Origin of the sequence: Actinocorallia herbida (genome assembly GCF_003751225.1) — a bacterium.
Lineage (GTDB): Bacteria > Actinomycetota > Actinomycetes > Streptosporangiales > Streptosporangiaceae > Actinocorallia > Actinocorallia herbida.
Genome location: NZ_RJKE01000001.1, coordinates 5599916 through 5614219, shown reverse-complemented (window position 1 = coordinate 5614219; position 14304 = coordinate 5599916). Strand labels below are relative to the sequence as shown.

Below are 14304 nucleotides of genomic sequence, written 5' to 3'. Positions count from 1 at the left end.
GCACCCGCATCCAGGTCCGCACATGACCGACCCCTGTCCGTCGGGGCCGCCCTGCGCGGCCTCTATTGCGAAGGTAAGCCTGTACCCAGGTGCAGGATGCAACCCTGTCGGCGGCCGACGCCTGCCTGATCGCCGCCCAGGACGGGATCGACCTCGTGAGCCAGTGGGGCGGATGATCGAGCTGCGGGGTCCGTCCGGGCGGGCTCCGGCCGGTGGGTGGTGCGGGCTCAGCGTCCTCGGAGGGGGACGTTGATGTCGCTTGGGTGGTAGGCGCGGACGGCCTGGACCGGTTCCTCGACGGAGAGCTGTCCGTCGCCGTCGGCGTCGATCTGGGCGACGGCCTCCAGGGGCCGGTGTCCTGGACGCCGATGCCATCGGTCAGGCGACTGCGAAGACCGTCCAGGTCTGGCCCTCGCCCCGCTCGGAGAAGAAGGTGGGAATCGTGGTCCCGGACAGGGTCGCCACGCCCATGTACAACCCGACGCCGTTCGGGGGTTTGTTGACGAGCAGGTAGCGGTTGAATGAGGGAGACCACTCCGCCACCCACGTCGTCTCTCGGTCCGAGCAATGGGTGATGTCGGCGTAGGTTCTGCTGATGTCGGCCGCGCCCAGGCAGGCGTCGGGCTCGTCCGGATCAGAGGCATCCCGGCGGATATCGAAGCCCCACGTGCAGCCACCCGGACCCTGGGATCCGGGGCATCTGACCGTCCATGTCTGCAGGGCATTCCCGTTGCACGTGGTGACGAAGGCGTACCCGAGGAAGGGGCTGGAGGCGAGGCACCTGCCGACCATGTCCCGGAACTGGTAGCGGCCTTTGTGGATGAACAGAACGTTCGGATCGGAGGCCGAGGCGGCAGCGCCCGGCGGAGCGGCCACGAGCGCCGACAGCACCGGCAGCCCCGCGCACAGCACTCTTTTCAGCATCCTGCGCCCGAGCAGACCACGGATGGTTGACATCGACACCTCTCACATCTCCGGACGGGGGACCGACCACCCGGGACCGCGTGACCGCTCCGGACCGAAACGACACTAGGCACGCCACTGCTCACTGGCCCGGGACACATGTCCCGTTCCCGTCCTTCGCCGCCGGGACCCCGGAACCCGCAGGGAGCAGGACCAGGCTCCGGGTGTTCCGAGGATCCGGCGGCCTTGAAGGCGGCTTCACTGTCGGCGGAGCGGGTATCGGCGGATCCGGCCGGTCGTCTTCACCTCCGGTGGTCCTCGCGCTCGCCGGGGCCGATGTCCCTTCCGGGTGGGACACCGGTCCCGGCAGCCTGTCCTGGACGGGTCCCGGCCGATGCCTCGCCGGGAGCACTCCCGGGCCGACAAGATGGAGGAGCGATGAGGAGAAGTTCCGGACCTGGCGCGCGGACGCGGCGGATCGCCGCACACGCGGCCTGCGGCGCGCTGCTGGGCGCCGCTGTGATGGCCGCCGCGCAGCCCGCGACCGCACGAGAGCCGTCCGAGTTCATCATGCAGAACGCCATGACCTGGGACTGCCTGGACGCCACCACAGTGAACGCCCAGGTCACCTTCTGCGACCAGAGGAACGCGCAGACCTGGGACGGCTATCTGCTCGGCGGCGCCCCCGGATGGCTCTTCTACAACGCCGACTACCATCACGAGTTCTGCCTGGTGGCCAGGTCGATCACGCCCGGCGCACAAGTAGACGTCCTGCCCTGCTCCACGGTCACCGACTACGGGCAGTACTGGTTCACCACGCCGCCGAATGCGAGCGGGACCAGAGAACTCAGGCCCAGCAGCGGCGCCTTCACCACCCCGCCCAAGTGCCTCGCCCAATCCTGGTACGGCACCGCCGCCGTCATCGAAGTGTGCGACGGCTCCCGCTGGCAGCAATGGGCCTTGCGCGAGATCTGATTCCAGACCGTGTCGTTGAGCCCCGCCCACATCGGCGGCCCCGGCCCAGGCCGCCGCAGTTCAGTGGCCGCCGCAGCACGTCGCGACGGCCGCTGACGCATCGAAGAACAAAAGGCTCCGGGACCAGGCGCTCGGCGGGCACGCGCACCCAGGACAAGCGCGACGCAATGGTGAAGACCTTCACCGCCATGACCGACGGCATCGTCCGCGCCCCTGAAGGAGGGCCGGTTCCGAAACCGGTGTCGCGAAGGCGCGACACCGCCCTACAGTGATCATGCCCGCGCGCCGGGAGCGTCTCGCCCGCTCGTCCGCCGCGCCGTCCGTTTCCCGTCGGGCACGACCGTCGTAGGCGGCGTCTCCGAGCTCCCGCCGCGGACTTCGCGGGCTCGCGTGCGTTCGGCACGCATCGGGACGGGAGGCGGAGCATGGCGGCGGGACACATGGAGACGGCCCTGCGGAGGGTGCATCTCTGCGCGGAGAACGGGTTCTTCGAGCTTGATCTGTCGGGCTTGGGCCTCGCTGAGGTGCCCTTCGGCATCGGGAACGAATGCAGGCGGCTGAGGCGCCTGAACCTCAGCGGGAACCGGATCCAGACGGTGCCACCCGACCTCGCCGGGATCAGGACGCTGCGCGAACTCGATCTGAGCGGGCAACGAGATCACCCGTCCGCCGCAGGCGCTCGGCGCGCTGACCGGGCTCACCAGGCTCGACCTGCACGGGAACGGGCTGACGGCGCTTCCGGGCTCGATCGGGGAGCTCACCGCCTTGACCTCCCTCGACGTGGCACGCAACGCGCTCACCGGCTTGCCGTGGTCCCCGCGGTCCCTCACCGCGCTCGACCGGCTCGAAGTGAGCGCGAACCCCTTCGGTGAGCTGCCGGACGTGATCGCCGAACTGCGTGCGCTCACCACGCTGGGGGCCGCTCATCTCGGCCTTTCCGCGGTGTCTTCGTTCCTGGCGTCCCTCACCGGCCTCACCCACCTGGACCTCGCCGGGAACACGCTGACGGAAGTGCCGGAGTGGCTCTTCCGGATGCCGCGCCTGGCCACGCTGTTCCTCGACCGCAACCTCCTCACGGCGCTGCCCGAAGACGTCGACGGCCCCGGGGCGCTGACCCGCCTGTCGCTCTACGACAACCGGCTCACGGCACTCCCCGCCTGGCCGGCTCGCGCCGTCCGGCCGATCGGCCTGGACGTCAAGGGCAACCGCCTTGAACGTCTGCCCTCCCCGCTCGACTCGCGGCGGCTCCTCGCCGACCGAAACCTGCCCGCGCGCGGGCATGCGCCGAGCCCGCCGGAGCACGGCCCGGCCGCCGGCGCCGACGTCCCGGCGCCGCGCCCAGAGGAGGCACTCGACTCCCTGCGCGCCGCCCTCCAGCGGGCCCACCGGAGCGCGGGCAAGCCCGGCCTGCGGCGGCTCGCGGCGGAGGCGGGAACCACCGCGTCCCGCGTCCACGCGACGCTGCACTGCCGGACGCTCCCGCCCTGGACCTCGGTGGCGACGCTCGCCCCACTGCTCGGCGCGGACCCGGCGGACGTGCGCGCGGCGTGGGAGGAGGCGGCCGCGGAGGAGGCCCCGCCGCCTCTCCTGCACCCGCTGGACGCGCATCCCGGGACGGGTCCGCCGGCCCTGCCGCACGTCGGCGGTCCCGTCGGCCGCGAAACGCTTCGGGAGGAACGGTTCCTGCACGCTTCGGCCGTCGGCTCCTGGTACGGCGACTGCGGCGCGCAGATGCCCATCGCCCTCGGCGAAGAGCCCTCGTCCCTCGCGTTCGCGCCCGACGGCTCCACGCTGTTCGCCGCGACGTCCTATGGACTGCAGGCCTGGGACGTCGAGACGGGACGCCGGTCGAAGCGGCGCACGATCGAGCGGGACCGGGCCGTCCGCCGGTTCTCCGTCCATCCGGACGAGCCACTGGCGGCGGTGCTGGCCGAGAGCTGGGTCTGGGACCGGCGGCTGAGCAGGAGCGGGCATCGGATCTTGACCTCGCCTCTCGCCCTGCGCCTGTGGCGGACGGACAAGACGACGCCCGTCACCGAGCCGTGGGAGGTCGGCAAGGACTTCGGGCGCTTCGTCCTGCGCCGGGACGGGCTGATCGCGGCGCGGCACACCGGCGAACGGCTGCGGATGTGGGACCCGCGCACCGGCCTTCCGGCGGGCCCGTGGCTCGGCCTGAGCCGCAGGGACCGCAAGGACCGCCGGCTGCGGACGTTCGGCGTGGACGCGGACGACGCCCTGCTGGCGATCGGCCAGGCCCCGCACGGCCTCTTCTCGGCGGTGTGGGCGGATCCGACCTCGTCGCCGCGGCCCGTGCTCACGCCCCTGCGGGATCTGAAGCACGCCTCGAACGTGCTGCTGTCCCCGGCCGGGGACACCACGGTGACCCTCACCCCGACCGGGCGAGGCCCGGCGATCGCCGCGCTGTGGGATGTGCGCACCGGCCGCCGGACCGCCGGGTGCGAGGTCGATGCGGAACTGGCTCCGCTGGGGTTCCACCCTGACGGCGCCGTCGTCGTCCTGGGCGGGTACTACGCGAGGCCGGGCCTCGTGCTGTGGGACACCGCGACGGGATTCCTCGGCCACCCGCGCGGCGCACGCACCGGCGCGCAGACCGGCCGCGCGGCCTTCCGCCCCGACGGCCGCGTCCTGGTGACCGTGTCCTCGGCCACTCGCTACGGCCACTTCCAGGTGTGGAAGGCCGAAGAGCCCATCGGCTCCGCCCTCGCCGGGCACCGAGGCCCGGTGACCGCGGTGGCGGCGGGCGCGGGACTGGTCGCCACGGCCGCGCGGGAGGACGCCGTGCTCCTGTGGTCGGCCGCCTCGGGCGCTCCCGCAGGAAGGATCGAAGCGGGCGACGTCACCGCCCTCGCGTTCCTCGACGGCGACGCGGTCCTCGCCGCGTTCCGCGCCGACGGCACCGTCGGCCTGTGGAATCCGGTGACGGGCACGCAGGCCGGGCCGCCGCTGGCGGGCCACGCCCCCTGCGAGCGGCCCCCCATGGCGGCCCAGCCGGACGGGACCTTCCTGGCCGTGGCCGACGCCCCCGTGGGAACCGAGAGCGCCGTCTGGCTCTGGGACACCGCCTCCGGCGAGCCCGTCGACGTCCTCGGCACCCGCGACAGGGCGACGGCGCTGGCCTTCTCTCCCGACGGCCGGACCCTGGCCACCGTGTCGGGAAACCTCCTGCGCCTGTGGGACGTGCGCACCGGCACGCGCGTATGGGACCCGGCCTTCACCGGCCCCGCCTTCCCGCTCCTGGCCTTCACCCCCGACGGCGGCACGCTCGCCACGGCCGGATCCGACGGCGTCCTCCTGTGGGACGCCGCCACGGGCGACCCGCGCCTGCGCGTCCCCCTGCCGCCCCCCACCGCCCTGGCCTTCACCTCCGACGGCCTCCTGTCCACCGGGCATCGCGACGGAACCGTCCTGCTGCACTCGGCGGAGACCGGGGCCCCCGTCGGCGGCCCCCTCAAGGCGGGCCACGCCGAAGTCACCCACCTGGTCCCCGCCCTCGGCCCGCTGAACCGCCTCCTCACCTGTACCGCCGACCGCGTTTATCGCCTCTGGCACCGCCCCGCCGGACCTTGAGGCAGCGCTGCCCGCCACCTCCGGACCTGGGTCACGGGTCCGGCAGGAACGCGCGTCCCCAAGCGAACCGCGCATGGTGAGGTCCCTGCGGTCCGGGGATCGTGCCGGGGACAGGGGAGCGGTCTCCGCCTTCGGGCAGGCCGAGATCGCGGTGACGCAGCGTCGGAATGGCCTGGGGTCGGGGCGCGCTGCGTGCGGCCGGAGCCGATTTCTTCGATCTGGTGCTGTTGGACCTTGGTCTGCCGGACGTCGACGGTGTCGAGGTGTGTCGTCGGCTGCGCGGGATTCAGCCGGGTTGTGTGCTGGTCATGCTGACGGCGCGGCAGGACGAGATGGACGTCGTGCTCGGTCTGGAGGCGGGGGCGGACGATTACCCGACCGAGCAGTTCGGGTTCGCCGCCCTGCTCGCGCGGATCCGCGCACCTGCGCTGAGGTGCGCCGAACCCTCCGGCGTCCGCGCGGATCTCCGTCGGCGACCTGGTGGTGGACACCGCGGCCCGCCGCTGCACGGTCCTCGGCCGCCGAGCGATGGGACGCCGTACTCCCCGGGATCGTCACCCTGCGCGGTCACGGCTACCGGCTGGAGGGCCCGGGGGACCGGCCCGTCACAGCTCCCGCAGGATCGTGACCGAGGGCCTGCGGGCCAGTCGCACGGTCGCCGCCGACACCGCGGCGAGCGCGGCGACGGTCACCGCCGCGACGGCGGCCAGGTAGGGCCAGGGCACCGCCAGTGCGGCCGGTGGCGGGTCGAACACGCCGGTCAGGACTTTGACGAGCATCTGCGACAGCAGCCATCCGAGGCCCGTCCCGGCCGCGAGTCCGCAGGCGGTCAGCACGGCGGTCTCGGCGAAGACGAATCCGCGCAGCTGCCGGGTGTCGGCGCCGAGCGCGGTGGCGATGGCGAAGGTCCGCCGTCGCTCGGTGAGCCCGAGCGCGAGGACGAGCCCGCCGGACGCCGCGGCGAGCAGCAGCGCGAAGGCCAGTTCCACCCGGGTGAGCCCGGCCAGGTCGACGGCGGTGAGGCTGGACCCGGTCGTGGCGCGCGCGGTGGTGAGGTCGGTGACGGTCGCCGAGGGGCCGAGCCCGGCCTGGACCCTGCGGGCGACGGCGGCCGGGTCCTTGCCGCCGGTGTCGATGAGGAACGCGCCCACGGCGTCGCTGCCGGTGCGCTGGGCGACGTAGGTGGCGTTGGCGACGAAGAAGCTGTCCTTGGGCGCGGTCGGGAACTCGTTGACGACCCCTGCGTAATGGAAGGGGACGGTGGTGAGCTGCTTGGTCCTGCCGTCCTGGAGCCGCAGGTTGAGCAGGTCACCGGGCTTGAGCTGGAAGTCGTGGACGGTCTCGGCGGACACCAGGACGGAGTCGGGCCTGGCGGCCAGCACGGACATGAGGTGCCGGGCGGTTCCTCCGGTGAAGTAGGCGTCCTGGAGGGAGGTGGCGCGGGCGACGGTGCCCGGCCTGACCCCGTACAGGTCCTGGAGGTCGGCGCCGACGTAGGCGAAGCGGTGCTGGACGGGCTCGACCGTGGGCACTCCGGCGATCCGGGCGATCCGGGCGGCTTCACCCGGTCCGGCGACGGTGCCGGGGGACTGGGTGACGGTGACGTCGGCGCCGTTGGTGAGCCGTGCGTCCACCTCGGCCTGCTGCCGGTAGGTGGCGTTGAAGGTCGCGGTGGAGCCGGCGAACGCGACCGCGACGGCCAGCAGCACGACCGCGCGCGACAGGGTGCCGCGCCGCCGGGACAGCCCTGCGGCGACGATGCCGGAGAGCCCTCCGGCGACGGGCTTCAGCCCCGTGGCGACGAACCGCCGGCCCCGGCCGAGCAGGAGGTCCGCCAGCCGCCACGCGAGCAGCGCGCCGCCCGTCCACAGCAGCGCGGGTCCGGCGAACGCCCAGTACGAGACGGAGATGGCGGGGACGCCTTCGGGCGCGAGCACGAGCCGGTAGCCGTTGCGGCCGGTCAGCAGGAAGACCGCGGCGGCGAGGCCGAGGAGGATGAAGTCGAGGCCGTACCGGGTCCAGCGCGGGGCCGCGATGCGGCCGACCGGTGTCCGGCCCTGGGCGACGGTGGTCTCCCGCAGGTCGCGTCGGGCGGGCAGCAGCACGGTGACCGCGGCGATGGCCATTCCGGCCAGGGCCGCCCCCGCCGTCCAGGCGAGGGAGGCCGCCGGGGTGGCGCCGAACCCCGCCGCGCCGAACGCCCACCGGCCGACCAGCGCGGCTCCGGCGAGGCCGAGGAGGCTGCCCGCGACGCCGACCACGGCGGCCTCGACGGCGGCCAGCGCGAGCAGCGTCCTGGCCGACGCGCCGCGCGCCCGCAGGAGCGCCTGCTCGGCGCGGCGGCGGGGTGCGCCGGTCGCGGTGAGGGCGGCGGTGAGCAGGCCCGCGAGGACCGCGCCGGGCAGGCCGAGGAACAGGAAGAGCACCTGGGAGTAGGCGGCGTCGCTCCGCGCGGCGTCGAGGGAGGCGCCGAGGTTGTCTCCGACGGTCGCGGCGCCGGAGGTGGCGGCTTCGAGGTTGTGCGCGACGGCGGTGCTGCGGGTGTACGCGGCGGCGGGGTCGGCGGGCAGCCGGTGCGTCCGCGCGGCGTGGATCTGGGCGGCGACGAGGTCGGGCCGGGCCGCGGCCAGCGGGTCGAACACCTGGTGCCAGGTCGACTGCGGGAGCAGCAGGACGTTGTCCGGGGGCGCGACGGGCTGCGCGCCTACCGGGGCGCCGACCTTCTGGAACAGCGAGTCGGCCTGCGGCAGGTCGACGACGCTGGTGATCCGGACCGGGACGCCGGGCAGTCCCTGACGGCCGATGGTGACGGTGTCGCCGGGCCTGGCGTGCAGGTTCGCGGCGGTCTGCTGGGCGAGCATCACTCCGTTCCCCGGTCCGGCGAGGGTGCGCACGGCGGCCGGGAAGAGCTGCCGGTAGGTGTCCGGGACGCCGAGGACGATGCCGGGTCCCGTCGTTTGGGTGGTCGTGCCGCCGCTGGACAGCCCGCTGGTGGTGGCGAATCCGACGGGGACCGCCGCGGGCGTGCCCGGTGCGGAATCCACCGCGGCCAGTACCGCGGCCGGGTCGGCGCCGGGGGCGACCGCGACCTGCCAGTCCACCGCCACGCTCGCGGCGGCCCGGGATGTCATGGTCGCCTTCGACGCGGCGAGGAACGCGCCGAGCGAGGCGAGCAGTGCCACCGCGACGGCGATGCCCGCGGTCGTCGCGGCAAGGCGGGCAGGGCGGCGGCGCAGCAGTCCGCGCAACCAGATCCAGATCATGACGGTGCCCCCTTCCCGGGGCCGGGTGCGGCGATGAGCGTGCCGTCCCGCATCGTCCAGCGTTCGGTGAAGCGGTCGAGTACGGCGGGGTCGTGGGTGCTGATGACGAGGGCCGCGCCGAGTTCGTCGGCGGCGTTCAGCAGGACGGTGATGACGCGGTCGCCGGTCTGGTGGTCGAGTTGGCCGGTGGGCTCGTCGGCGAGGATCAGGGCGGGCCTTCCGGCCAGGACCCGGGCGACCGCCGCGCGCTGGGCCTGGCCGCCGGACAGCTCCTCGGGGAGCTTCGCGGCGAGGTCGGCCGCCTGTAGCCGCCGCAGCACGTCGCCCGCCGCGCGCAGTGCGGTCTGCTCGGGCGTCCCGCCGAGGATCAGCGGCAGCGCCACGTTCTCGCGCACGTCCAGGTCGGGCAGGAGGCTGGGCCCCTGGAAGACCAGGCCGACGGTGCCGGGCCTGCCGTGCGGGGGGCCGCCGAGCCCGGACCAGGAGATCTCGCCCGCGGTGGGCTCGTCGAGCCCGGCGAGCAGGTGCAGCAGCGTCGACTTCCCCGATCCGGAGGGGCCGGACAGTGCGATGCGGGCGCCGGGCGGCACGGTGCAGGAGACCCGGTGCAGCGCGACGGTCGCGGCGCGGCCCGACCCGAAAGTGCGGGCCAGACCGGTGCACCGGACGACGGCGTCATCCGCGGGCCGTTCTGTCATGGGGGAGGAGGTGTCTTTCATGGCGTGACCTTCCCGTCGCTGAGCCGGATCACCCGGTCGGCGGAGGCCGCGACCGCGGGGCTGTGGCTCGCGACGAGGACCGCGGTGCCGAGGGCGGCGCGGTGCAGCAGCAGGTCGAGGATCTGGGCCTCGGTGACGGAGTCGAGTTCGCCGGTCGGCTCATCGGCCAGCAGGACGGCCGGGTCGGCCGCGAGAGCGAGGGCGAGCCCTGCCCGCGCCGCCTCCCCGCCGGACAGCTCGGCCGGGCGGGCGTGGGCCCGCGTGGTGAGCCCGACCGCTTCCAGGAGCCGGTCGGCGTCCGGCCCCGGCTTGCGGGAGGGCAGCTTGCGGCACAGGGCGAGGTTCTGTGCGACGGTCAGGTGCGCGAGCAGGTTCCCGGACTGGAAGAGGACGCCGACGTGGTCCGCCCGCAGCCGTGCGCGGACCGTCTCGGGCCGGTGGCTCATCGGCTCGCCCGCGATCCGGACGGTGCCGCCGTCGGGTTCGTCAAGCCCGGCCAGGCAGGCCAGGAGTGTCGACTTGCCCGAGCCCGACGGCCCGGCGACGACCGCGAACTCACCGGCGCCGACGGTCAGGGACACCCCGCGCAGTGCGAGGGTCTCCTCGTCGCCCGCCCGGAAGAACCGGTACAGCGACTCGGCTTCCAGGGCGGCGGTCATGGTGCCCACTGCACCGAGTCCGTGATCGTCCGCCACGGGTCCACGTTGTCGGCGCCGACCGGTCCGGACAGGGTGAGCACGGCCTCGTGGCCGCTCTTCCAGAACGTGTAGTGCTCGACCGCGTCGGTGACGGCCTTGCCGGTCACCGCGTTGGGCGTCGACTTCTCCTGATAGGTGATCAGGATGGCCGGGCCCGCCTTGCGCTGGGCCTGGGACACTTGCCCCCCGGAGAACCCCTGGGCGGACGCCTTGATCTTGGCGATCTCTGCCTGGGCGGTGGCCGTGGTCGGGGCCGACGAGGCTGAGGCGGCCTCGATCCGGACGGTGTTGAGCTTGTCGGTGAAGACCGTGGCCTGCCCGTCCTGGGATTGCGCCCACCCCTCGGGCACCTTCACGGTGAAGGTGCCACCCGGGACGGTGAACGGCACATAGACCTGGTTGTCGGGGATGTCGCCGGGCGGGTTGACCTCCGGCGAAGGCTTGTCCTGCGCGGCAGAGGCCGTCGCGTTAGGGGATCCGGGCTGGCAGGCGCTCAGGGTGATCACCGCCGTGAGACCCAGGGTGAGGCAGGCGAGCCGCCTGGGGAGAGTGATCATGACCGCTCCTGAGGGAGAAGGCTGATTGGTCGTTACAAAACCGACGTTAGGCACCGGTGGGATAGCGCCCCCTTCGCGGCAGGAAAGCGCCCGGTAAACGCCGGAAGCCGCCTTCGCGCAGGCCGGCGCTCATCGGGCCGGTCGGTGGCCGGAAGGAGAGCCCGTCAACTGCACGAGGTGAGGCCGTCCGGCCCGAGAAGGAGGGTCCGGTCGGTGTAGGTCTCGATGAGGTCGAGCTGGTGGCTGATGACGAGGAGCGCCGTGCCGCGGTCGGTGCGGAGCCGGGAGAGCATGGCCATGATCTCGTGACCGGTGTCCGGATCGAGGGCGGAGGTGATCTCGTCGCAGAGCAGGTAGTCGGGTCCCGCGGCCAAAGCGCGGGCGATGGAGACCCGCTGTCGCTGTCTGCCCGACAGCTCGGCCGGACGGCGGTCGGCGAAGTCGGCGGGGAGGCCGACCTGGTGCAGCAGCTCGGCCACCCGGTCGTCCAGGTCGGGTCCGCTGATCCCGCCCAGGCGGGAGAGCGGTCGGGCGAGGGTGGCGGCGATGGTGCGGGCGGGGTTGAGCGCGCCCAGGGGGTTCTGCGGGACGAACTGGATCCTGCGCCGCTCCTCTGGAGCCCGCCGCCGCGCTCGAGCGGGAAGGGCGGCGCCGTCGAGGTGGAGCGTCCCGCCGTCGGGCCGGTGCAGCCCGGCGAGGACCCGCAGGAGCAGGGTCTTGCCGGTGCCGGACGGTCCGGTCACCCCGACGGCCGATCCCGGCGACACCTCGAGGTCCACGCCGGAGAGCACCCGGTTCCCGCGGAAGGCGACGTCGATCCGCCGTGCCGTGAGGCCCCCGGTCGGTGCCGGGGAGGGTTCCGCCGGAGTCCGTCGTTCGGCGATCCGATGCCGAGAGGACGTCGCCCGCGCGAGCGCGACCCGCCGCTGCTGGCCGCCGGAGATCGTCTGGACGCGCCGGTCGAGCAACCCGTCGCCGGTGGGCTGGCGGCAGGCGCGCAGCAGATCCTCGACGGCCTCCGGCGAGGCCGGGCGGAGGGTTTCGGCGACGGGGCGCCGCACCTTCATGCGGGGGTTGAGGGCGGAGCCGGGGTCCTGCCCGACGCGGCCGACGCGGGTGCGCCTCAGGTCGTGGTCGCGATCGCCGTCCAGTAGAAGAGCGGGTTGTAGCGCCGTGACCTCAACTGCACCACCAGGCTCACCAGGAAGACCCCGAAGAGCACGACGGTGGTCAGGAAGTATCCGATCTTCAGGGTCTGCGCGAACAGATCGCCTGCGGTCTCCCCCAAGGTCGTCGCCGCCACCTTCATGATCCAGAAGACCAGTGTGACGGCGGGCAGCTTCTTCGCCATGGAGGCCGCGGTGTGCGGCCCTTCTCGAATCGATGGACAAGTCATGCCTCCACCGTCGTGCCCGCCGCCTGAACACATCCTGAACGCCGCCCTCCGACCGTCGCGGGCTCGTCAGGTGGTGCGGGCGGCGGGGAGCAGCAGGGTGAACGTGGTGGGGGAGGAGGCGGTGAGGGTGAGGCGGCCGTTCTCGGCTTCGGCCAGGGTGCGGGCCATGGCCAGGCCGATGCGGTGGCCCTCGCGGGTGGGGGTGCGGCGGAAGAAGGTTTCGGTGTCCTCGGCGCCGACGTCGCCTTCGTCGGAGACGTCCAGGGCCAGCGCGCCGGAGGCGTCCCTGACGGTGACGGTGACCGTGCCGGAGCCGTGCCGGGAGGCGTTGTCGAGCAGGACGGCGAGGATCTGGCGGACCGCGGGGGAGGACGCGGTGCTGGGAGGGGCGTCGCGCTCGACGCGGACGCGCAGCGGCCGGGAGTGCGCGGCGAGATCGCGGTGCCAGGTGTGCTCGATCTCCTCGGTGAGCGCGGCCACGTCGAGCGGCCTCCCCTGCCGGGGCGCGTCCCTGGCCAGGGCGAGGAGGTCTCTGATCGTGTCCTCCAATCGGTCGACCGTCTCGATCGCCTGGGCGAGCGCCCGGTCGCGGTTCGCGGTGGGTCCGTCGAGAGCGGCCTCCAGGCGCAGTTTCAGGCCGGTGAGCGGGGTTCTCAGCTGGTGTGAGGCGTCGGCGGAGAAGGCCCGCTCCCGGGTGATCAGGCCGTTGATCCGCGCCGCGGTGGCGTTCAAGGCGGCCCCCGCCTCGTCGACCTCGGGGATGCCGCTGGGACGGGTGCGGACGCTGAAGTCGCCCTCGCCCAGGCGGGCCGCGGTCATCGCGAGGTCCTCGATCGGCAGCGCGAGCCTGCGGGCTTGGCGGCGCGCGAGCAGCCAGGTCAGCCCTGCCGCCACGCAGGCGGTGCCGAGCATGAGCAGCCAGGTCAGCCCGATCTGACCGGACACCTCCCATCGGGACTCGGCGGCGCGTACGACGGCGATGGCGCTCTCGTCCCCGGCGACCGGGATGGTGACGACGAAATCGGAGCCGCTGTCGGTGCTCGTCACCCTCCCGCCCAGAGCGCTGCGCACAGGTTCGTCGCCGACTTCGGGGCCCGTCCCCCTGATCTTGCGCCCGGACCGGTCGTAGAGGCCGAGGAAGACGTCGGATTCCGTCTCCGGCAGCACGGCTCCGGCGCCGCCGTTCACCACCGCCAAGGTCGCCTGGGTGGCCATGCGCTCCAGTTCGGCGCGTTCGTCGGCGATGAGGTAGCGGGCCACGCCGACCGCCAGCGGGATGCCGAACAGGCTGATCGCCAGCATCGACGCCAGCACGCTCAGGCTCACGATGCGTCTGCGCACTCGGCCCTCCTGCTGGTTCCTCGAGTCTGACGCTCACCTGATCGCGGGCACGTTGCGTACTCTGCAACCTACCGTGCGCTGTTCTTCGGTGAAGCGTGCGCGGTGGTGTCAGGCCCGGCGCGCGCGGCGCAGTTCGAGTGCGACCGGGACGGCGGAGACGACGACGATCAGGCAGACCACCGGCAGCAGGTACCGGTCGACGCCCGGGATCGTGCTGCCGAGGAGGAATCCAGCGATGATGAGGCCGACCGTCCACAGCAGCCCGCCGAGGATCTGCCAGAGCGCGAAGGCCCGGGCGGGCACGCCCAGGGCGCCGGCCATCGGGTTGAGCACCGTCCGCACGACCGGGACGAAGCGGGCGAGGACGATGGCTTTGCCATGGCCGTAGCGGGTGAGGAGTTCCTCGGCTCTGGCCATGCCCCGGTGGAGCTGCCTGTTTCCCGTCCGGTCGAGCAGAAGGCGCCCGCCGCGGCGGCCGATGACGAAGCCCGTCGGCGCGCCGATCAGTGCTCCGGCGACGGCCGCGAGCAGGACCCATGGCAGCGACAACGGCGTGGTTCCGGTGGCGGTCGTCGTGCACAGCAGGCCCGCGGTGAACAGCAGCGAGTCACCGGGCAGGAAGAAGCCGATCAGCAGACCGGTCTCGGCGAAGAGGATCACGGCGACGCCGACGGTGCCGAACGCGGTGATCATGGCTTGGGCGTCAAGTGGGTTCAAAGCGAGCGCGGACATCCGAGCTTCCTGTTCGGTTCGGGATCGCGCTCAAGCTAGCCACCCGGAGGTTAGCGCCCGGCCAACCCACGGGCACGCAGCCCCCAAACGCGCGGTTCCGGCAGACGCCGGTGCTCCGCCCCCGCATCGGAG

Annotated in this window: 11 protein-coding genes and 1 pseudogene; 3 read left to right on the top strand and 9 right to left on the bottom strand. The window is 73.3% G+C overall.

Annotated elements, in window-relative coordinates; all coding sequences use genetic code 11:
* Positions 1–378: 378 nt before the first annotated feature.
* Entirely contained in the window at positions 379–957 is a 579-nt protein-coding gene (locus EDD29_RS25470; RefSeq protein ID WP_148086089.1) for a hypothetical protein, read from the bottom strand.
* Between the two features lie 384 nt (positions 958–1341).
* Between EDD29_RS25470 and EDD29_RS25465 the strand changes: the two genes are divergently transcribed.
* The 3 genes and pseudogenes from EDD29_RS25465 to EDD29_RS46430 form a co-directional block, all read left to right on the top strand.
* A complete protein-coding gene (locus EDD29_RS25465; protein ID WP_123666825.1) occupies positions 1342–1878 on the top strand; it encodes an RICIN domain-containing protein in 537 nt (178 codons plus the stop codon).
* A gap of 657 nt (positions 1879–2535) precedes the next feature.
* Positions 2536–5466, top strand: coding sequence for a leucine-rich repeat domain-containing protein (locus EDD29_RS25460; RefSeq protein WP_425455013.1), 2931 nt, complete (start codon positions 2536–2538; stop codon positions 5464–5466).
* A gap of 167 nt (positions 5467–5633) precedes the next feature.
* Positions 5634–5825: pseudogene (locus tag EDD29_RS46430) on the top strand (response regulator); the annotation flags it as partial.
* 246 nt (positions 5826–6071) lie between these two features.
* Here the strand turns inward: EDD29_RS46430 and EDD29_RS25450 are convergent.
* From EDD29_RS25450 to EDD29_RS25415, 8 genes are all read right to left on the bottom strand, one after another.
* Complete coding sequence (locus tag EDD29_RS25450; protein WP_123666823.1) at positions 6072–8729, bottom strand: ABC transporter permease; 2658 nt, start codon at positions 8727–8729, stop codon at positions 6072–6074.
* Positions 8726–9427 (bottom strand): ABC transporter ATP-binding protein, encoded by a 702-nt coding sequence (locus EDD29_RS25445; RefSeq protein ID WP_123666822.1) that lies wholly within the window; start codon positions 9425–9427, stop codon positions 8726–8728. The genes EDD29_RS25450 and EDD29_RS25445 overlap by 4 nt, the downstream gene beginning before the upstream one ends.
* A 17-nt stretch (positions 9428–9444) precedes the next feature.
* Positions 9445–10107, bottom strand: coding sequence for an ABC transporter ATP-binding protein (locus EDD29_RS25440; protein ID WP_123670676.1), 663 nt, complete (start codon positions 10105–10107; stop codon positions 9445–9447).
* On the bottom strand, positions 10104–10703 hold the full coding sequence (locus EDD29_RS25435; RefSeq protein ID WP_123666821.1) for a hypothetical protein: 600 nt from the start codon (positions 10701–10703) through the stop codon (positions 10104–10106). Before EDD29_RS25435 ends, EDD29_RS25440 begins: the two co-directional genes overlap by 4 nt.
* A gap of 164 nt (positions 10704–10867) precedes the next feature.
* Positions 10868–11830, bottom strand: coding sequence for an ATP-binding cassette domain-containing protein (locus EDD29_RS25430; RefSeq protein ID WP_342774479.1), 963 nt, complete (start codon positions 11828–11830; stop codon positions 10868–10870).
* A complete protein-coding gene (locus EDD29_RS25425; protein ID WP_211359895.1) occupies positions 11827–12054 on the bottom strand; it encodes a COG4705 family protein in 228 nt (75 codons plus the stop codon). The genes EDD29_RS25430 and EDD29_RS25425 overlap by 4 nt, the downstream gene beginning before the upstream one ends.
* A gap of 111 nt (positions 12055–12165) precedes the next feature.
* A complete protein-coding gene (locus EDD29_RS25420; RefSeq protein WP_211359894.1) occupies positions 12166–13440 on the bottom strand; it encodes a sensor histidine kinase in 1275 nt (424 codons plus the stop codon).
* A gap of 108 nt (positions 13441–13548) precedes the next feature.
* Positions 13549–14172, bottom strand: coding sequence for a DedA family protein (locus tag EDD29_RS25415; protein ID WP_123666820.1), 624 nt, complete (start codon positions 14170–14172; stop codon positions 13549–13551).
* Positions 14173–14304: the final 132 nt, after the last annotated feature.